Below are 22,298 nucleotides of genomic sequence, written 5' to 3'. Positions count from 1 at the left end.
TACAAAAACTCAACAATTAACTCCCATATCCTTGATTTTGCATTAAATTTGGATTTGCATCTCTTTCTCTTTGTGGAACTGGCAGCACCAAAAAGTCATCATCATAATTCAGCGGACCAACTGTTCCCTCTAATCTCTTGATATCGTGCAAACCAAAACCTTCGAACGACAATTCTCGTATGCGCTCATCAATTACATCCTGCAAAGTAATTGAACCCAGTGCTACTGCATTTGATCTACTCCTCAGTGCGTTTATTTCAGCCAAAGGATCTAAGCCTATTGCTGTTGTTAATCTAAAATTGGCTTCAGCCCTTATTAAATGCATTTCTGCGATACGTAAAAATGGAATATTAGCAAACTGAGATTGCCATTTAGTAGTAGCGGTTCCACCAGAAGTAGTATAAAAAAATTGGGATCGATCATCATTAGCATCATCAAAAATATCAAAGAAAGAACTGTTCACTGACACATCAGGATTTCCTGATCTACCTCCAAAAGCTTGACCAGCCCAAAAAGTATTCATCTGATTCACACCATCCTGACTAGTAATTTGCCAAGCAAAAATATCCTCACTAGAATTACCATCGTTATTAAATGCTGCATCATAAGTTGCAGTTAGAGAATGACCACTATTTTGTAGAACATCATTAGCTGCATCTCTAGCCCCAGCAAAATTACCTTGTTGTAAATATACTCTTGCTAATAATGCTTGTGCAGCATACTTATCAGCAAATACTCCATTAGAATCAGGGAGTAAACTATAAGCACTTAGAAGATCTGAAATTACCTGACTATACACATCTTCCACAGAACTTCTAGAAGGAGAAGTAATATCACTAGGATTTAGTATAGCTTCAAGTACAATAGGAGCAGCAAGCTGAGAGTTCCCTCCTCCTACATTATATGACTGACCAAATAATCGGGCTAGATCAAAATAAACAAGAGCGCGAAGAAACTTAGCCTCTCCTTCTACCCTATTTCTTTCAGATTCATCTTCAAATACATCTAAGTTTGCTAAGACAATATTAGCTTGATTATTAACCTCATAAGCATTTAACCAATAATCTCTTACAAATGTATTATCTGGTACTAATTGTTTTTCTATTAATTGGGCTGGTTGCTCAAAGGTTCCATTCCAAGAAAGATCTGTATCATTTCCAAGTAATTCTGATGCCAGATTTATTTGTCCTCCATAAGAAACAGTTTGTCCTGCTTCATCATAAATACCAGTTAATATGTTTTGTAAATTAGCTGGATTGGATGTTGCCACCTCTGGTAACAGACTTTGTTCTGGTGCTAACTCAAGATTGTCTTCACACCCTATAAAAGAGATCGCTAATACAATTACTATAAATTTTATATATTTTAATGTTTTCATATCAATACGTTTTTAAAAATCAATATTTATACCTAGAGTATATGTTTTAGCAGGAGGCGCAGAATAAAAAGTCTCTCCAACCTGAATGTTAGAATCTCCGTTAAAATCTGCAGTAGATTCTGGATCATAACCATCATAATCCGTAAAAGTCAACAGATTGAATCCTGTAAAATAAATTCTTACACGTTCCATATAAAATTTCTTTGTTACATCCTGTGGTATGGTATACCCCAAAGTCAAGTTTCTTAATCTTATAAAATCAGATTCTTGGAGATACCTGGTAGAAGCTTGTTGTCCATTTGTTGCAAACAATCTAGCTTGTGGTACATCTGTAATATCACCTGGTTGTTGCCACCTTCTTAATTGATCAGTTGTTTGATTGTCAAAGAATCTTGCATTTCCAGATTGAAACCTTCCTCCATTATTATATAATGAAGCACCCCATTCTCCTTGAAAAGTAAATGCAAAATCAATTCCTTTATAAGATATATTGTTAGTAAGCCCTGCTATAAAATCCGGATATGGGCTACCTGCAATAATCCTATCAGCCTCATTAAAATTATTGGTAGTACTCCTATCAATAGTACCATCTGCGTTTACAGTATTTCTTATAAATAAAGCATCTCCATTAGCTGGGTCAGCTCCTGCAAATTCTACTACGTAAAATGAAGAAACTGTTTCTCCTTCTCTAACAATATTTCTACCTGCAATAATATCTCCGCCAGGTAATTTAGTTACCTCATTATCGATAGTTGAAAGATTTAGTGATGTACTCCAACTACCATCTGCAGAAACAATATTTTTTGTATTAATAATAAATTCAAATCCTCTGTTCTTCATTTCACCAACATTCCTAGTAATGTTTGGGAAACCTGAAGTTCCTGGAACAGGCTCGTTTAATAAAAGATCATCTGTGTCTTTTACATAATAATCAATTTCTCCTGAAATTCTATTATTTAAAAAACCAAAGTCTAATCCTATATCTACTTGAGTTGTTTTTTCCCATTTTAATGCTGGATTTCCTAACTGAGTAGGAGCCAATCCTGCTCTTTGGTTATATGGAGTTCCCTGAAATAAACTTAAACTAGCAAAATTTCCTATACCAGCATTACCAGTTATTCCCCAACTACCTCTCAGTTTTAGTAATGAAACTACCTCTGAACTATTAAGAAATGATTCTTCTGAAACTATCCAACCTACCGATGCCGCTGGAAACCATCCGAATCTATTTTCGTCTCCAAATCGCGAAGAACCATCATATCGTAAACTAGCATTGAATAAATATTTATCGGCAATTGAAAATGTAGTTCTACCAAAGTAAGAGAGAAAATTAAATCTTGTACGACTCGATCCCCCCGCAGTAATTTCTGCTGCACTATTTAATGTCTGCAAATCATCTGAAGGAAATCCCTGACCTTGAGCGAACTGCAATCTTCTTTGACTATCTTCATAACTCATACCTAGTGTAGTTTCAAAATCAAAAATCTCGTTAAATCTTTTAGTATATGTGAGATAATTATTCAAGTTATATTTTTCCGTCTGGACAGCATTAGCAGTACCAAAACCTCCTACAGAAGCTGATTCTGTTAAACTTCCTGAAAAACGCTCTGCAACTTGAGATAAGAAATCATATCCAATTTCTGATCTAAAACTTAATTCAGGTAAAATTTTGTACTCTGCATAGACATTCGCTAATACTCGCCAAATATTAGTTTTAAAGTTTCCATTAAATTCATCTGTTAAAAAATTGTAATACTCTGTAGACTCATTGTTGGGAGTTACACCATCTGCCAAATAAGCTGGTGACAAAGGTGTTTGTGCAATAGCTTGCAATGGTGTTGCAAAAGCATTATCGTTAGAAATTCTATCAATTATAGATTTCGAAACACTTGAATTAGTTCCTACTCTGAATTTTTCTGAGAGTGTATGATCTATGTTTGTTCTAAAAGAATATCTTTCTAGTTGATTCCCGCGTACAATACCATCTGTATTATTATAGGCCGTAGACATAAAAAACCTTGTTTTTTCACTTCCTCCAGAAACCGATACCCCAAAATCTTGTACTGATCCATCTACCAACGCTAATTCTTGCCAATCTGTATCTACATCTCCATTTCTCCAGTCTAATCCATTTGCATAGAAATCAAACTGTCCTTCTATTCCTGCTTGAGTAAATCCAACATTTAAAGCAGACTCTGTAACCAATTCCACATACTGTTCAGCATTAAGCCAATCTCTAGTATTAGTAGCACTACTTATTCCATAGGAAGAATTAAGCGACACCTTTGTCTTTCCTTGTTTTCCCTGTTTAGTTGTAATAATGATAACTCCATTTGTACCTCTTGCTCCATAAATGGCGGCAGAAGAAGCATCTTTTAAGATGTCAATAGATTCTATATCATTAGGATTTAATGCTATTAAGGGGTTTATAGGCGAATCATTAATTGACTCATCAGAATTAGTTATAGGAATACCATCCACCACATATAAAGGTTCTTGAGAAGAAGAAATTGTTGATATCCCTCTCACTCTTACCTTTACTCCTCCTTCGACTTTACCATTTAATTGTGTTACTTGTACACCTGCAGCTTTACCTGTCAAGGTACTTTGTAAACTTGGTGTTGGTATTTCATTAATTTTATCTGAAGAGATAGAAGCAATATTAGCAGTAATTTTCCGTCGGGATTGTGTACCAAACCCAACTACTACAACTTCTTCTAAAGCACTCACATCTTCTTTAAGAATAACATCGATCTTGTTTTGACTAGTAATGCTTATTTCTTGTGAAACATACCCAAGAAAAGAATACATGATAATTTCTCCATTCGCAGCTTCTACCGAATAAACGCCATCAAAATCTGTTTGCGTTCCTCGATTAGTATTCTTAATAATTACATTAACTCCCGGTATAGGTAATCCGTTACTATCTGTTACAGTTCCAGATATAGATCTTTGCTGCGCTAACGCAATACTCGATATAAAAAAAACGAGTATCAATAGTTTGTAATGATTTACTTTCATAAGTGAAATTTTTCAAGATTTATACTCCAATATTTACTGATAACATAAAAGGAGGCAAGAGTATATTGAAGGCTAACTCAATAATAACATCACCAATATGAATAAACTACACGATTATTACTGGTAATCTCTTGCCCGTTCTTTTAATGATTGAGTTGTAAAGGAAGTTATAGAAGTAAAAAAAATAGGTAAAGCCTATAAACATTTACCTTGCCGATAAAAATTTCCCAACGTAACTAAAGGCTGTATTTTAAGAGAATGCGAACCTACTATACTATCATACTAAGTATTTCGAGAAGAATCTAAAAAAGTTAAGAAAGCTTTCTTAATATCAAAAAAATAAATAAAATTCCCCTTATTAATTTTATTACAAAGCTGTATATTTTCTATAAAACATATAATCCTGATTATAAAATATGATATTGAATTTACTACAAAAAAGTTCTATCTAGATTCCTAAATAAACTAGAATCGATAACTTTAAGTATTATATTCCTTTCTATTTAATTATAGACCAGAACTATAAAATAATGCGTTTTGCTTAGGGTAAGTAAAAAGGTCATCATAGACAATATTATGTCCACGATGACCTTTTTTGAAATTAGAAATAATTATCTAATTGTTTAAGATCTAATTAATATCCAGCATTCTGATCACTCCCTGATAACGCTGTATTATTATCTAATTCATTTTGTGGGATTGGAAAAAGGTTATTTCTCTCTGCAATAAACACTGCATTACCTTTATTCTGAACAACTACATCCAATAAATCAAAACGTTTTAAAGTATGATACCTGTCACCACTTTCCGCAAAAAACTCTACGAACCTTTCTCGTGGAATTAAAGTATTAACATTTCCTGAATCCAACAAGACATCTGGCAAACCAGCTCTATCCCTAACTTGATTTATTAAACCTGATGCTCTAGCATCATCTTGTTTAGCATATACTTCTGCCAGCATTAATAAAACATCTGCATACCTAAAGACATAAACGTCATCATCTCCAGTACCTGCTTGAGTATATTTACTTATTCTAGAAATCCCAGAAGATGGGTTTACTAATGAACCAGCTCTTTCATCACCAGGTTCGAAAGCTGCAGAAAGAGATCCTGAAAATCTAACCTCATCTCTTCCTCCATCTGGTTGATCCGAAAAGAAGAATGCAATAGTACTTCCGTCTGTAGCTGAATACGGTATTCCAAAAATAGTTTCTATTGGAGAAAGGACTAATCCACTATTTGCTCCTCCATATAAGTCACTTACATTTGTTGCTAATCCATAACCCGCATTTAATAAAGACTCTAGTGCAGTTTGCGCTGTTACCAAATCATCAAGCTGTAATGCCACTTGAGCTTGTAGTGTTCTTGCCGCATCACGACTGAATCGATCTACACTTCTATCCAAGATTCCATCCAATAAGGAAATACATTGTAATAAATCACTATTTATTTGATCATACACATCTTGTTCAGAGAATCTTGGTAAAGAAGACGCAGCGTCTAAATCACCTGATATTTGATTGGCTTCTAAGTCTAAAGGTACTGGACCGTATATGCGCACTAAATTAAAATACATTAAAGCTCTTATACCATAAGCTTGTCCTGTAATACGTGCCACATCATCTTCTGTTATTGCTTGTAAATCTGTATTAACAACTTTAATTAAGTTATTGGCTGCAAAAATCGTATTGTAAAATGCATCCCACATATTGTTATTGTTAATATTCTCGGAATCCGGATCATTACCGAATATTTGACTAAATGCTGGAAAAGAACCTGAGTGCACTTGTTCATCAGCCCACATTCCTAAATAATAGTTCATAGTTCCACTATACAAATCAGCATCTTGTAGATCATTATACATTCCAACTAGTGCATCTTCAGCTGTAGAAGCATCTACTATTTGGTTATCGACTCCTTGAACATTGTTTTCTGATTCAGTATCAACAAATTCATCTGCACAAGACATACATATCAAAAATGATATCAAAAATGTTGATATATAAAATTTATTCTTCATAATCATCTGATTTAAAATTTTAAGTTTATTCCAAACTTGTATGTTTTATTTAATCCTTGGGTAAAGAAATCTGTCCCTCTTGAAACATTATCGCTACCAAAAGTATTTACTTCTGGATCAAGACCAGAATAATCCGTAAAGGTTAATAAGTTATCTCCTCCTACATATATCCTTAGTGAAGTATTTTTAACTCCTAACAAAGTAGTATTAAAGGTGTATCCTAAAACAACTTCTTTCAACCTTACATAATCTCCTTCTTCAACATACTGACTAGAATCTTGTGCATTAAAAACTTGTAACGATCCTTCTCTTGGTCGTGGTTGTGTAGCATCTGTATTATCCGCTGTATAATAATCTGATATACCTTCTCTAGTTTTACCAAAGATAGTTCTACTTCCTGGCCCTGCAAAAGCGAGGGAATTATTATAGATATCCTTACCCAATTCAAATTGTACATTGGCCGCTAAATCAAAGCCTTTATAAGTAATTGAATTTCTAAAATTCCCAATCAATTCAGGATTTGGATCTCCTATAAATTGTCTATCATCTGGAGTGATGTTACCATCTCCATTAACATCTACATATCTAACATCTCCTTCTGAAACTCCTCTAGCTTGTAAAGCTGCTGGGATTTCATCACCAGGTCCATAAATACCGTCAAACACCAAACCAAAAAATGATCCCAATGATTGCCCTACAGATACTCTAGACGCAAAACCACTATCAATCGGTAAGAAATCACCATTTGCATCCCGAACCAATGCAGTTACTTCATTCTTATTAAAAGTCAAGTTAACCTGAGAATTCCAACTAAATGAATCATTACGAACTATATCAGCACTAAGACCTATTTCATGTCCAATGTTTTCTATAGAACCAATATTATCTGTAATCGCAAGGAAACCTGTAGAGTTTCTAAATGTTCTATTTAACAATAGATCTGTAGTATTCTTAATATAATAATCATAAGTAAGATTTATTTTATTAAATAATGATACATCGAGTCCAAAATTAGTTTGTGTTGTAATCTCCCATTTTAAATTAGGGTTTTCAACTTGAACAATCGAAGTACCTGGAACATCAGCTACATTAACAGCTCCTACTAATCCTCTAGAGGCAAAATTCCCTAAACCAGATTGATTTCCTTGCTGCCCCCATGATACGCGAGCTTTAAGGTTCGTTATTGCTTCACTTTGGAAATCTTCAGAGATAATATAGGCTGCAGAAACCGCTGGGAAATAACCTATTTGATTTCCTTGTCCAAAAACAGATGAAGCATCTGCTCTTAATGTACCTTCTATAAATATTTTATCCTGATAAGAACCACCTAATCTAGACAGATAAGAGAATAGTCTTCTTTCTGTATTAAAATTATCAGCCTGTATTAAAGTTGATCCATTTGCTGGCTGATTAAATCCTTCAGGAAAATTTTGTGTATTTATAGTAGTTTGATTTGTATCACTACCTTCAAAAGAAAAACCGGCTAAAGCTGTTAATCCCCAATCTCCAAACTTTTTATTATAATTAAGTGTAGTATTAGACACCCAATTTGTAAATAAATTCTGGAATGTAAATGCATCTCCATTTGCACCTGCTCCTTGTGCTGTTTCAGCCGGGAAGAAACGATCTTGTCTAAAATCTAATCTTTCTAAATTTATTTTAGAGTATAATGATAGACCTTCTAATAATTTAACTCTCAATCCAAGATTAGTAATATATCGCAAAGAAACCTCATCAGAACTTTCTAACAATGCATTTTGAATAGGATTAGAAAACAAAAAATTGTCTCGCGTAAGTTCCCCAAATTCATCTCTTAATGGAAGTCCTGGATATTCCAATAAAGATGTTGTCAAAGCTCCAAAAATATTATTATCTGAATTAATTCTCGAAACATCTGTTTCAGAAATTGAAATTCCAGCGTCAATATCAATAGATTTACTTGCTTTAAAATCAACATTAAGCCTAAGTGTTCTTCTAGCAAAATCTTGATTTATTATAACTCCTTCTTGATTAAAATCGGAATACTGCAAAAAGTATCTTGCATTTTCACTTCCTCCAGATAAACTTATATCTGTTTGCCTAACAACGGCCTCCGATCTATATATTTCATCTACATAGTTTACATCAGAATCTGAAGCGTATAATTCATCTAGAGTTGTCAATCCGCTAGCATCTAAAAAGTTAAACCCTAGAATACCTCCTGTAGAAAACAATCCAGTACCTGAAGGAACACCTATTGCTTCATCCCAAGCTATATCTGCATATCTAAGGGATTCTCCTAATGGTGCTGGGTCAAATCTTTCTATAGCATCTTGAAACCCTAAATAAGAATTAATTTCTACTTTAAGTTTTCCTGTTTTCCCTCTCTTAGTTGTAATTAAAACTACTCCATTTGCCGCTCTAGATCCATAAATCGCTGTAGCAGAAGCATCTTTTAAGACCTGAATAGATTCAATATCTGAAAAATTCAATGATGATAAAATATCGTTATCTTGACCTCCAAAGTTACCCCCACCAGGTGTACCATTTAATAAAGGTACTCCATCCAAGACGTACAAAGGTTCATTAGAACCCTGAATAGAACTAGCTCCCCGAATCCTAACTGAAAAACCAGCTCCAGGTGTTCCTGAATTTTGATTTACCTGTAGACCTGTAACGGTTCCTTGTAAGGCACCAGAAACAGTTGGTGTAGCAATATTAACAATATCATCTACTTCGACCGTAGCAATAGAAGTTGATAGAGATTTCCTCGCTCGTTCTCCAAAACCAACAACTACAACTTCTTCTAAAGTTGCTCTAGACACTAGTAGGCTAACATTAATATTATTTCTATTTCCTACTACTAATTCTTTTGTTTCAAAACCAACATAACTATAAGTTAGAACCGCTCCGGATGAAGCAGCAATGCTATAATTTCCATCAAAATCAGTTTGAGTACCTTCGGAAGTATTTTTAACAATGATGTTAACCCCTGGCAAAGGTAATCCATTGTCATCTGTAACTGTACCAGTAATTTTCTTTTGTTGCGCAAAAGAAATACTGGATACAAAAAACACAAACAACAGTAATTTGTAATTAATTTGTTTCATAAATTAAATTTCATAAAATTAAACCTCAGTTAGAAATTGCGAAAAGAGAAAGAGAATATTGGTAATGATGGCTAATTCAATTTATCTATTGACTTTTTATAAAATGTACAATGTACTCTGTAGATAAAAAAACTCTATTTCTCTTTCCAGCAATTTTTGACAAAACAACTGATTATAGGGCTTCAAAGAGTTAAAACTGATCAAGCTTTACCCTTTTACCGATGAAATTTTACTTCTTTACCTACCTTTCGCATATAAAGGTTTGATTTTAACAGAAATCAAAAATCATAGTATTTTACATCTATAATTTTGAGGAATAAAAAATTAAAACTGAGGAGTCTTTTAGTTAAATACTAAAACTTCTTAAATATTCTGATGGAGTAATTTGATTATACTTTTTGAAAGATTTATTAAAAGTAACTTTATTATTAAATCCAACTTCATAAGCAACATCAATAATGTTAACAACCCCAGATTTGTTATTTTTTAAAATAGACATAGCTTCATTAATCCGATATGAATTAATTAAATCAAAGAAATTAAGTCCAAAATGCTCATTTATAATCTGTGAGGTATTATGTCTATTCGTATTTAAAAGATCTGCAATCTTTTGTAAAGTAATATCATTATCTCTATATACTTTTCTTTCATCCATTAGATCTACCAATTTATCTTTTAATTCAATAGATAATTCTGATGTTAAACTTGAAGAGCTATATTTATACGCATCCAATTTATCTATACTTACAGTTTTCCATTTCTTATCTCTAACAAGTGCTAGGTTAAAAAATGTATTATAACTCACATACAAGACCAATAAAGTCATCAGAAAAATTTGAAGATTAAAAAGTAAACTACCCAACTCATATTTTCTAAATACAAATGCGTAAGTACCATAAAACATGGTATAAAGACTATAAAAAACTATCAAGTTTCTTCGCCAATTTTTTTCTGATCTATTAAAAGTCTCATCTAATTTTATTTTACCTAAATATTTAACCATTAACAAAGAACCATAAATTATTAAGGAAACTAGTTTAGCTAACATTATTAAAATAGTATAAGGACGTGCGTTATGAACAATCATGTACAATTTCTCATCTCCAGACAAAGAATAAATAGGTATCATAAAAACAAGAAACAAAACCGTAGGTAATAAATGTATTATATCTCCTTTTTTAAGTTGATATTCCTGATCAATTCTTTTAAAATAGAAATAAATAAACGGCCCATATAAAAAAGAAAAAGATGCAGACACATATAATGAATGCGGTAAATAAAACTCATAATTAGTAATCAGAATGCTAATTCTAAGAATAAAAAAAGAATGTAATAATAGAAAACAGCCTATTAAAAGATTAGCAATTCGGTCCTTAGCTGGTTTAAATATTAAAATAGTAGAAATAAAAACACCTATAAATCCAACATATAAACAAAACAAAGCCCACACATTAATTTTTCGTTGATACTTTTTCTGTAATATTTTGAAACTATCATTTTTTTTAATCGGATCAAAGTAGCTATGATTAACAAATGAAACATCAAGAGTCTTCAAAATGTACTTTTCTATAAAGACACTTGCCATATTAGGTTGATTAGACTTAGCATAAGAAAAAGCCAGTCTTTTATATAAATAGGTGGAATCCCTATAATTATTGTCTAGTAAAGCTTTGTATTCAGAAATTGCTTTATCATATTTTCTTTGATTAAAAAGTGTATTCGCTTTACTCAAAACACTAATAGTGTCTGAAATAAAATTTACCTCTAAAACTACTTTATTATTCTTTCCTAGTAAACTTGCACTATAAAGAAAACAAAATAAGAATATCTGAAAACAAGCAGATTTTACGTTTAGTTGAGTTTGCCGCATAATATTTTGAAAAATCTGTGCAGATAAAAATACTATATGTTTATTATTATTTTCATAAAATTAATCGAATAACTTATTCGTTGAAAAAGAGCTTTCACAACTACAAACAAACAGTTTAAAAACATGATTATCAACATATTATGTTCATAAAATCAATATGTTTGGCAAAAATAAAACCAAATAATTTGTTAATTAATAGTTTTAATAAAATGTTAATTAACAAATTATGAATTGAAAAAGTAACTATTGCAATTGTTTAAAAACAATGCAATCACAAGAGGATGGCACTAATATTTTGATGGCTAACTCAAATATTAAATTTCACAAAACTTGAACAAAGTCTATATAGAAAATGCACATCCTATTTATGATTACAATGTAAAAGAAGTGATAGAAAATATAAAGTCGGGTAACCCTTATCAAGGTTTACCTTTACCGAAAAAGATTTACTTTATTCCGAAGAATGTTTACTAAAACACATATGCATCAAGCTACTAATGATTTTAGGTATTCAGAAGGTGTTACTTGATTATATTTTTTGAAAGATTTATTAAAGGTTACTTTATTATTAAATCCAACCTCATAAGCGATATCAATAATATTAAAGTTCTTATGTTTTTCACCTTTTAAAAGTTCTTTTGCTTCTTCGATTCTATATTTATTTATTAACTCAAAGAAGTTCAAATTAAAATGCTCATTTATAATTTGCGAAGTATTATGCCTTGTAGTATCCATTAACTCCGAAAGTACTTGAAGTGTTATATTATTTTGCTTATAAATTTTTTCTTCATTTAATAAGTATAATAATTTTTCCTTTAACTCTACTGACAAGCCTTCCGTTAATCCTGATTTAACATACTTAGGAACTGGCACTTTATTTTTTGGTTTAGTCTTAATTACTTTTAAGCCTCCAAAAATACTCGGTTGAACAAAAGCGGTATAACTAACATACAATACTAAAAAAGCCATTAAACCAACTTGCGTATTAAATAGAATACCACTGTAAATTTTTGAAATAATTAAAAAAGCATAAATACTATAGGTAACTATATATAAAGAACAAAAAATTACAATATTTCTTTGCCAGATAGATTGCATACGTAAAACAGGTTTCTTACTCTTTATAGATTTTATATAAATTACTAGTACCAAACCACCATAAACTATAAGTGATATTAATTTCACAATTGTAATTAAGGTACCATGTGGGACAGTACCATTTAACATCATTTTTAGTTTTTCTTCTGCTGACAAAAAATAAACCGGTAATAATAAGAATACAATCAATAATAATGTCGGAACTAAATGCAAAAGGTCGATATTCCTAAAAACATACTTATTTATTACTCTTTTAAAATAAAAATAAATCAATGGACCATATAGAAATGAAAACGACGTGGATATATATAGACTATCAGAAAAGTAATATTGATAATTTGTCAATAATGCGCAAATATGGAGAATAAAAAAGGAATGCAGTAAAACAAAAAAGCTCATTAAAAGATTAGCAACTTTATCAGAACGCTTTCTAAGGTTTAACACAAGAGCTACAAAAAAACCAATAAAACCAGTATACAAACAAAAAATTGACCATAAATCAACTTTTTTTAAATATTTATTTGCTAATAATTCATAAGGTTCAGAATCACTAATATTATCAAAGAAACTATGACCAACAAAAGAAATATCTAAACTTGCTTTCACATATCTATTGATATACTGAACCGCTAATTCAGGTTCTTTCATTTCAGAATAGGTAAAAGCTAATTTCTGAAATACAGATAAGGAATCTGAACGTTTTTCTTCTAAGGCATTAAGATATCTATCAATAACCGATTGGTATTGTTCTTTAGTATCGAACTTTTCCTGGATATATAAAGAATTGCTCTCCTTATCTATTATCTTATTATTTCCAAAACTATATACAGTGGAAGTAATAGAGAATAAAATAAAGATACCCAGTAAAGATATTTTTATATTTTTTTTTGAGTTAGCCACACAATTATTACTAAATAATTATACTTCCTAATTTACGACAACTTTTTCATAATTTTTTCATAACAGAGCATATCCCGATAATATCTTACTCAAAAAACCAGTAAAATCAATACTTTAAGAATAAAAAAATATTTTTAAAAAATATGGTTATACCGTAAAATACTTGCGAAATATCAATAAAATTCATTGAAAAAAAACCTGAAAAAGCAAAAAAACCTCAACTTGAGATTCTTTTTAATAATAATAAAATGATAAGCACTTAAGAAATAAAATAATATAAACTTATATTTTTTTGGCTTCTTCCCAAAATACATCCATCTCCGCAAGTGTCATATCCTGTAAACTTTTACTTTTTTCTTTCGCTTTCTTCTCTAAATACTGAAATCGCTTAATAAATTTTTTATTAGTTCTTTCTAAAGCATCTTCTGGATTAATATTTAGAAAACGAGCATAATTGATCATCGAGAATAATACATCTCCAAATTCAGATTCAATTCTATCAGTATCATCTTTTTTGATTTCATCTTGGAGCTCTGCCAATTCTTCCTCTAGCTTTTCGAAAACCTGTTGTGGCTCTTCCCAATCAAATCCTACTCCAGCCACTTTATCTTGGATACGACTTGCTTTCACTAAAGCCGGTAAAGATTTAGGAACACCCTCAAGAACACTTTCCTTTCCTTCTTTAAGCTTTAAGTTCTCCCAATTTCGTTTTACATCTTCTTCGTCCGTTACCTCTACATCACCATAAATATGGGGATGACGACTTATTAATTTTTCACATATTTCATTAGCTACATCGGCAATATCAAAATGTTTAGTTTCACTCCCTATTTTAGAATAAAATACAATATGTAAAAGTAAATCTCCAAGTTCTTTCTTAACTTCATTAAGATCATTATCTAAAATAGCATCCCCCAATTCATAGGTTTCTTCAATAGTAAGGTGTCTAAGAGATTGTAATGTTTGCTTTTTATCCCACGGACATTTCTCTCGCAATTCATCCATTATCGTAAGCAATCTATCAAAAGCTTTTAATTTATTTTCTCTAGAATTCATCCTATCATTTTATTTCAAAAATACGGATAATATCATCCTTTTATTAATTTGATAATAAAAGTATTTTTCTCCAAAAAAAGTATAGCTTTGAGGCTTATGTAATAACAAAATTCTGTGTATGTCCTCCCTAAAAATTCTTTTCGCTTGTATTCCTGCAGATGGACATTTTAATCCGATGACTCAATTAGCAGTACATCTAAGAGAAAAAGGGCATGACGTTAGATGGTACACAGGAAAAACGTATAAAAAAAAATTGGAGCAGATGGAAGTTCCATATATACCGTTTAAAAAAGCTGAAGAAATCAAAGTTTCTGAATTAGATGAGGCATATCCAGAACGTAAAAAACTAAAAGGAATTTCCCATATAAAATTTGACATCATAAATCTATTTATACATAGAATGAAAAACTATTATATCGATGTTAAAGAGTTATATTCATCTTTCTCCTTTGATATATTAGTATACGACAATATGTTTCCTGGAACTATTGTAAAAGATAAATTAAATGTTCCAGTTGTTGGTATTGGCGTCGTTCCATTAGCTTTATCCGCATCTGATATACCTCAATATGGTTTGGGACATCAACCTGCAACTAATTTCATAAGTAAACGAAAACAAAATTTCATCAAGCTCATGGCAGAAAAGTTACTTTTTAAGGAAACTAAAGAAGCATACAATGAATTGTTGGAAAATCTAAATTTACCCAAGGAAGAACATAACATTTTTGATATTGCTCCACTAAATTCCTCTGTTTTCTTACAAAACGGAGTGCCAGAAATGGATTATCCTAGACATTTCACCCCAAAAACTATACGATATGTTGGAGCTTTACATACTTGGAATAACCATAAAAATAGTCTAGTTAAAGATTGGAAAAACATATTAGACCTTGGAAAAAAAACTATTCTAATTTCTCAAGGAACAGTAGAAAAAAACAGTAAAAAGCTTATCGAACCTGCATTAGACGCTTTTAAAAATACCAATTATAATGTTTTAGTAGCTACTGGATACAATGAAACCGAGCTATTACGGAAAAAGTACCCTCATAAAAACATACATATTGAAGACTTTATTTCCTATGATATTGTAATGCCGTTAACAAATGTTTTTATCACTAATGGCGGATATGGAAGTAGCATGATTAGCATTAAACATGGAGTACCTATGGTCACTGCAGGAATCAATGAAGGTAAAAATGAAATTTGTGCACGTATTGATTATTGCGGATTAGGTATAGATCTAAAAACAGAAAGACCTCGATCAATTTCATTACAAAATGCTGTTAACAAGATATTAAACTCAGAAATATACTATGACAATGTAGAAAAAGTACAAAAAACTTTAAATTCCTATAACACTCTTGACATTTGTGAAAAACACATTATAGATCTTGTATCTTCATAAATCAAAAATCAATTCTATTCATTTGTTTTTGAGTTTCATTAAAATTAATTATCAAATCGTTTATTATTTGCTCGACAGGCTTGATATCGTGAATCAAACCAGATACTTGTCCTATTTCTAATTCACCTTCTATAAGATCCCCTTCAAACATTCCTTTTTTCGCTCTTGCACGACCTAACAATGTCTTTAACTCATCTATTGATGGTCCCTTGACATATAACTCCGCAACATCATTATAAAATTTATTTTTCAACATTCTAACTGGAGCTAATTCTTTTAAAGTAAGATGTGTATCTCCTTCTTTAGCATCTACGACCATTTGTTTAAAATCCTTATGAGAAGAAGCTTCTTCACTAGCCACAAACCTACTACCAATCTGAACTCCATCAGCTCCTAAAGACATTACAGCAAACATGGAAGAACCTGTTGCAATACCTCCAGCAGCAATTAAAGGAATACTTATTTTTTCTTTGACCATAGGAATTAACGCCAAAGTAGTTGTCTCATCTCTTCCGTTATGACCTCCTGCTTCAAAACCCTCAGCTACGATCGCATCTACTCCCGCGTTTTGCGCTTTTAAAGCAAATTTTAAGCTGCTTACTACATGTACAACAGTAATACCCTTTTCTTTAAGATAAGAAGTATATGTTTTAGGATTACCGGCCGATGTAAAAACTATCTTTACATCCTCTTCGATTATAATTTCAATAATTTCTTGAAGATTTGGATATAGCATAGGAACATTTACACCAAATGGCTTGTCCGTAGCTTTTTTACATTTCTGTATATGCTCTCTTAACACCTCAGGATACATAGAACCAGCTCCTATAACTCCTAAACCTCCTGAATTACTAACTGCACTTGCAAGTTTCCATCCGCTTGCCCAAATCATCCCACCTTGAACAATGGGATATTGAATTTTAAAAAGTCCTTTGATTTTATTCATTAATATTTTGATATCTTCAATGTATGACGAGAGGTTCCTGAAATTAATTCCACTAAGTATAGACCATTAGATAGATTGCTCAATGAAACAAGTTTTCCATTCGTCACAGATTCTGATTTTACTAATTTGCCCTCTGCAGTAAAGATGCGAATTTTAATAGATTCAATAGTAACAAAACTAATATAAGTTAAGAAATTACTCCCGACCCAACTAATTCTTCATCTTTATACCAAGCAACAAACTGACCTTCCATAATTGCACTCTGAGGATTTTCAAAAACAATATACATACCGGAATCTACCTGATGTAAGGTCGCTTTTTCCAATGATTGTCTGTATCGTATTCTTGCCATAACATCTAATTTCTCATCCACCTGTAACTTAAGATCTGATCGTACCCAGTGCAATTCATCATTACTAATAAAAAGACCTCTTCTATATAAACCCGGGTGTTCTTTACCTTGCCCGGTATAAATCACATTAGTTTTAACGTCGGTTTCGATAACAAACAATGGTTCCGGAGTACCTCCAACAGCTAAACCTTTTCGTTGACCTTTAGTATAATAATGTGCTCCTTGATGTTTTCCAACAATTTTCCCATTATTAACACCATATTGATATTTTAAAGAGAGAAACTCTAATTCTTCTTCTTTTGAATTAAAATTTGGAATGGTTTTATTATACATTTCTTCTGTGGAAGAAATCTCGATGATATCACCTTGTTTAGGTTGTAATTTTTGCTGAAGAAACTCTGGAAGTCTAACTTTCCCAATAAAACACAATCCTTGAGAATCTTTCTTATCTGCAGTAACTAGATTTTGTTCTTTTGCTATCTCCCGCACCTCTGGTTTTAACAACTCCCCTACAGGAAAAAGTGTCTTCGATAATTGATCCTGTGATAATTGACACAAAAAATAAGATTGATCTTTATTAGGGTCTTTACCCGCCAATAATCTGTGGACTTCCTTTCCTTCTTTTAATATTGTATCTTTTCTACAATAATGTCCTGTAGCAACATAATCTGCTCCTAAAGACAAAGCTATTTTTAAAAAAACATCAAATTTAATCTCTCGATTACATAAAACATCTGGATTAGGTGTTCTTCCCCTTTCATACTCATTAAACATATAATCTACTATACGCTCTTTGTATTCTTCACTGAGATCAACCGTTTGGAAAGGTATACCTAATTTTTCTGCTACAAGCAACGCATCATTACTGTCATCTAACCAAGGGCATTCATCAGAAATGGTCACAGAATCATCATGCCAATTTTTCATAAAAAGACCTATCACTTCATAACCCTGTTCTTTTAATAGATACGCCGCTACACTCGAATCTACTCCTCCTGATAAACCTACAATAACCCTTTTCATTATCAATGCTTTATTTACTTAATATCTTCAAAACAAAATGAAGATATTTTAATTTAAAAATTATCTGCAAAAATAATAAATAAAAAAAGCAATGCTTATGCATTGCCTTAAGGTTTTTTCTATATGTCGATTCTAAAAACTTATACTATGAACCTGTTTTTCCAATAGGAAATCTTTTTTGTTCCAATAATTTTCCATTTTCATAATAACTCCATATACCATCTTTACGATCTCTCTTATAATTACCTTCTATTCTAACTCTTCCTTTAACATCATAGTATTTGGTAATACCATGTAATTGATCATTTTCATAAGTAAACTCCTTAATTAGAACTCCTTTCTCAGAATACACAATACGTTTACCTTGTTTTTCACCTCTTACGTAAATAATTTTTTCGGTTAACTGACCATTTTCAAAATATGTTTTCTGTTCTCCATGAAGTTTTCCCGCTTTATAGTCTTCTGTCATCATTATTTTAGAAGATCCTTTATGATAGTATGTCCATAGCCCAACTCTTTCTTTACCTATCATTTTCCCTTTACTAATAACTTTACCCTTCGCAGTAAAATATTTTACTTGAACACTATCTGAGTCAGAAGAAAACATTTTAGTAGCTGTTGGTATTGTTCCACTATTTGGTTTATAAAACTTAAACTCACCAATTTCTTTTCCATGATCAAAAGTACCCTCATAACGAAGTTGATCGCTATTTACATATTTTTTTTGCCATCTTCCATGTCTCTTCCCTTCCCCGTCAAAGGAATTAAACTTTTGGGTATATCCAATCGTAGTCATGTAAACAAAAACGAAAAATAAAAATCTATTTCGCATGGTTTTATTTCATTTTTAAGTAACTAATTAATCCAAAAAGCGTACCAATATTCAATAAAAATACAATCAAAAGAAAATATTTTACTTTTTTTATATAAAAAAAGTCCTACAAAAAAAACATTAAAACTTCCAAAAAAACAACTAACTGATAACAAAAGTAGGTACTGTTAACTTTTGTTTAACAAACAATTAAAAATATATGAAATAAATACCACGTTAGCTTATCTGAACAAATTTTAACTTTTAAAACTCAAAAACATGAAAATTATTTCAAAAATCACCAATGCTATTATTATTGTAGCATTAATTTTAACAGCTTCATCCTGCGGGAACGATGATGATGGTAATGTTATTATACCAACAGATGATAATATAGTCGCAATTGCCACTGGAGATTCTGATCTTTCATTATTAGTAACCGCTCTTGCTGCTGCAGATGGAGATTTAGTCTCAATTCTTAATGGAACCGGTCCATTTACAGTTTTAGCTCCCACAGATACTGCTATGCAGGCATTTCTTACAGCAAACAATTATGCGGATATTAATGCTATTCCAACAGATGAATTACAACAACTTTTATTAAATCATGTTATTCCGGGAGAAATTAGCTCGACAACTCTTACAAATAATGTAGCTGGTTATGCCGAAACCTCTTCAACAGCTGGCCCTAATGGATCTACTATTAGTATTTATTACAATACTGCTAATGGAGTAGTTTTTAATGGAGGAGCTACCGTAAGCACACCAGACATTGCTGCTTCTAATGGTATAATACACAAAATTGATGCGGTCATTGAATTACCAGATGTAACTACATTTGCTACAGCAGATCCTAATTTTTCAAGACTAGTAGAAGCCCTAACTGCATACAGTTTTGATTATGTTACTACTTTACAAGGAGAAGGTCCTTTTACAGTATTCGCACCAAATAATACTGCTTTTGATGCTTTATTAGATGTTAATAATAATTGGACCGTTCCTGGAGATATTGAAGAAACTGTATTAACAAATGCTTTAAACCTTCATGTTGTGCCAAGTAGTAATGTAAGAGAAGCTGATTTAGTAGACGGAAATCTTACAACTTTGTCAAAAGAAATTACGATTGATGTTGCTGCTAAAACAATAAGACTAGAAGGAAATGATCCTGCAAGTGCTAGTACAATCATTTTTACCGATGTACAAGCAACAAATGGAATTATCCACGTCATAGATAAAGTTGTTTTGGATCTACCATCAATAGATCCTAATTAACTACTATCAATAAACTCAAAAAAAGAGAGCCCCATTTTTCAATTGAAAAATGGGGCTCTCTTTTTAATAAAAACTTATTATTTCTTCTTCGTTTTTTGTTGTTCCGCTTGATCCATGAGTTCCTTCATTCTCTTTTGAAACTTACCTTGTTTCTTAGGTTTCTTCTTATTCTCTTGAATCTTTGCATGAATTTTATCTTCATCAATAATTACATTCTTTATCACTAACATAATACCAATCGTAATTAGATTAGAAATGAAATAGTATAATGATAATCCACTCGCATAGTTATTAAAAAACACCAACATCATTAATGGGGATAGATACATTATAAATTTCATATTAGGCATCCCAGGTTGTTGCTGTTGCATTGTCTGTCCTGTAGTCATCATCATATAAATAAAGATAGCGATCGACGCTAGGATCGGAAATAAACTAATATGATCTCCATAAAATGGTATTTCAAACGGCAATTTCGCTATGGTATCATAACTTGATAGATCATCTGCCCATAAGAAACTCTTTTGTCTTAAATCAAAAGCACTTGGAAAGAAATTAAACAATGCATAAAAAACTGGAATCTGCATCAATGCAGGTAAACAACCACTCATAGGGCTGGCACCTGCTTTACTATATAAAGCCATTGTTTCCTGCTGCTTTTTCATAGCATTATCCTTATACTTTTCAGTAATTTCAGCAATCTCAGGCTTTAATATCTTCATTTTAGCTTGAGAAACATAAGACTTATATGTCACAGGAGATAATACAATTCTAACTACAATAGTCATAACAACAATAGCTATACCATATGGAAGAAAACCACTTAAGAAGGCAAAAAATGGAATAAATATATACCTATTTATTATACCAAAAATCCCCCATCCTAGAGGTACAATTTCATCTAGATTACGATCATAAGAACTTAGAATTTTATAATCTGTTGGACCATAGTACCAATTCATATTATAATTTAATTCACCTCCCTGAAGTTCTAAAGGTAAAGAGGCCGCAAACTCTTTGGTAACTGTAATATCTTTATCATCCAATTCACTTGAGTTAGCAATATTTTTAGAAGCTAGAGTAGCTGTTTTAAACGGAGTATCTGTTAGTAAGATAGATGTAAAGAAATGTTGTTTAAATCCAACCCAATTTACTTGTTCTTCTTTGTCTTCATCAAAATCCCCTTGACCCGTAAAATCATCCTTATCACCTTCATATTCATAATGAATATCTGTATATCGATTTTCATATGAAGCACTTTTAGCTTGCCTTATAGCTTGTAATTTCCAATCCAAATTAACAACCTGACTTGTATTAAACACCTGTTGTAAACCTTGTGATCTGATTGAAAAGTCCAACATATATTCATTAGGTTTCAACTCATAACGATATTCTAAAAATTTAGAATCCGAAACCTTAAGCTTCATTGACAATACAGTATTCTCTCCATTTTTAGACACAGTAGGTTCAAAAAACAGATCTTTTGTATTTAAAATTCTATTATCCGTAGTTCCAAAATTCAGATTAAAAGAAGCATTCTTACCATCTTTAATTAAATAAAGAGGAACTGAATCATATGTTTTAAAGTTTTTAAGCAGTGCTTCTTCAATATAACCTCCTCTATTATTAATCTTTAAGCTTAAAACTTCATTTTCTATTTTTGTAATATTCTCTTTTGCGGAAGGCAAGCTGGCAGAATATGCAAAGGCTCCTAATTGAGATTTTGCCGCAACTGCAGCTAAGGAATCCTGAGGGTTTACCACAATAGCCTTACTTTGTTCAACAAACTCCGCAGTCTTATTATCTTCAGCTTTTTCTTCGGCTTCAACTTGTTCTTGTTCTGCTTTTTGTGCCTCAATCTCTTCTGCTGTGGGTTTATTAACCCAAAACATCCAAGCAAAAATTCCAAATATCAGTACAAATCCAATTACTGTATTTAGGTCAAACTTCTTTTCTTCCATTGATATGTGTATAAAAAAGCCTCCAAACCTTTAGTTAAAAGAGGCTTTCTAAAATTATATTACTTTTTTGTTTTCAATTATCTAGCCAGTTCAAGG

14 protein-coding genes are annotated in these 22,298 nt (G+C 31.6%); 2 read left to right on the top strand and 12 right to left on the bottom strand.

Features of this window, described 5'->3' with window-relative positions:
• Positions 1-16 precede the first annotated feature (16 nt).
• The 7 genes from BMY33_RS11420 to mazG all read right to left on the bottom strand — a co-directional run bounded on the left by BMY33_RS11420 (position 17) and on the right by mazG (position 14,432).
• Positions 17-1,378, bottom strand: a complete 1,362-nt coding sequence (locus BMY33_RS11420) for a RagB/SusD family nutrient uptake outer membrane protein (RefSeq protein WP_091408464.1) — start codon at positions 1,376-1,378, stop codon at positions 17-19.
• A 12-nt stretch (positions 1,379-1,390) separates the two neighbouring features.
• A complete protein-coding gene (locus BMY33_RS11415; protein WP_091408461.1) occupies positions 1,391-4,399 on the bottom strand; it encodes a SusC/RagA family TonB-linked outer membrane protein in 3,009 nt (1,002 codons plus the stop codon).
• 634 nt (positions 4,400-5,033) lie between these two features.
• A complete protein-coding gene (locus BMY33_RS11410) occupies positions 5,034-6,419 on the bottom strand; it encodes a RagB/SusD family nutrient uptake outer membrane protein (protein WP_170837062.1) in 1,386 nt (461 codons plus the stop codon).
• Positions 6,420-6,430: 11 nt separating this feature from the next.
• Entirely contained in the window at positions 6,431-9,508 is a 3,078-nt protein-coding gene (locus BMY33_RS11405; protein WP_091408457.1) for a SusC/RagA family TonB-linked outer membrane protein, read from the bottom strand.
• Between the two features lie 346 nt (positions 9,509-9,854).
• Positions 9,855-11,378: a helix-turn-helix transcriptional regulator gene (locus tag BMY33_RS11400; RefSeq protein WP_091408455.1), complete on the bottom strand. Its 1,524-nt coding sequence runs from the start codon at positions 11,376-11,378 to the stop codon at positions 9,855-9,857.
• Between the two features lie 486 nt (positions 11,379-11,864).
• On the bottom strand, positions 11,865-13,376 hold the full coding sequence (locus BMY33_RS11395) for a helix-turn-helix domain-containing protein (protein ID WP_091408453.1): 1,512 nt from the start codon (positions 13,374-13,376) through the stop codon (positions 11,865-11,867).
• Positions 13,377-13,658: 282 nt separating this feature from the next.
• Complete coding sequence (gene mazG, locus BMY33_RS11390) at positions 13,659-14,432, bottom strand: nucleoside triphosphate pyrophosphohydrolase (RefSeq protein WP_091408451.1); 774 nt, start codon at positions 14,430-14,432, stop codon at positions 13,659-13,661.
• A gap of 118 nt (positions 14,433-14,550) precedes the next feature.
• On the opposite strand from mazG, the gene BMY33_RS11385 reads away from it, so the two are divergent.
• Positions 14,551-15,837: a glycosyltransferase gene (locus BMY33_RS11385; RefSeq protein WP_091408448.1), complete on the top strand. Its 1,287-nt coding sequence runs from the start codon at positions 14,551-14,553 to the stop codon at positions 15,835-15,837.
• Between the two features lies 1 nt (position 15,838).
• On the opposite strand, the gene BMY33_RS11380 is transcribed toward BMY33_RS11385, so the two are convergent.
• The 4 genes from BMY33_RS11380 to BMY33_RS11365 form a co-directional block, all read right to left on the bottom strand.
• Positions 15,839-16,783 (bottom strand): NAD(P)H-dependent flavin oxidoreductase, encoded by a 945-nt coding sequence (locus tag BMY33_RS11380; RefSeq protein WP_091408446.1) that lies wholly within the window; start codon positions 16,781-16,783, stop codon positions 15,839-15,841.
• A complete protein-coding gene (locus tag BMY33_RS24010; protein WP_425284221.1) occupies positions 16,783-16,941 on the bottom strand; it encodes a T9SS type A sorting domain-containing protein in 159 nt (52 codons plus the stop codon). Before BMY33_RS24010 ends, BMY33_RS11380 begins: the two co-directional genes overlap by 1 nt.
• A gap of 29 nt (positions 16,942-16,970) precedes the next feature.
• Positions 16,971-18,158 (bottom strand): tRNA 2-thiouridine(34) synthase MnmA, encoded by a 1,188-nt coding sequence (gene mnmA / locus BMY33_RS11370; RefSeq protein WP_091408441.1) that lies wholly within the window; start codon positions 18,156-18,158, stop codon positions 16,971-16,973.
• Positions 18,159-18,303: 145 nt separating this feature from the next.
• Entirely contained in the window at positions 18,304-18,990 is a 687-nt protein-coding gene (locus BMY33_RS11365) for a toxin-antitoxin system YwqK family antitoxin (RefSeq protein ID WP_091408438.1), read from the bottom strand.
• A gap of 258 nt (positions 18,991-19,248) precedes the next feature.
• Here BMY33_RS11365 and BMY33_RS11360 point away from each other — a divergent pair, with 258 nt between their 5' ends.
• Positions 19,249-20,241 carry a fasciclin domain-containing protein gene (locus tag BMY33_RS11360; protein WP_091408435.1) on the top strand — a complete coding sequence of 331 codons (993 nt, stop codon included), beginning with the start codon at positions 19,249-19,251 and terminating at the stop codon, positions 20,239-20,241.
• A 77-nt stretch (positions 20,242-20,318) separates the two neighbouring features.
• Here the strand turns inward: BMY33_RS11360 and yidC are convergent, their stop codons facing one another.
• Positions 20,319-22,202, bottom strand: a complete 1,884-nt coding sequence (gene yidC, locus BMY33_RS11355) for a membrane protein insertase YidC (RefSeq protein WP_091408432.1) — start codon at positions 22,200-22,202, stop codon at positions 20,319-20,321.
• Between the last annotated feature and the right edge of the window lie 96 nt (positions 22,203-22,298).

Origin of the sequence: Aquimarina amphilecti (assembly GCF_900109375.1) — a bacterium.
In the GTDB taxonomy this organism is placed as follows: domain Bacteria; phylum Bacteroidota; class Bacteroidia; order Flavobacteriales; family Flavobacteriaceae; genus Aquimarina; species Aquimarina amphilecti.
Note: the sequence above shows the minus strand (reverse complement) of the source record. Positions and strands in the feature narration are given on the sequence as shown.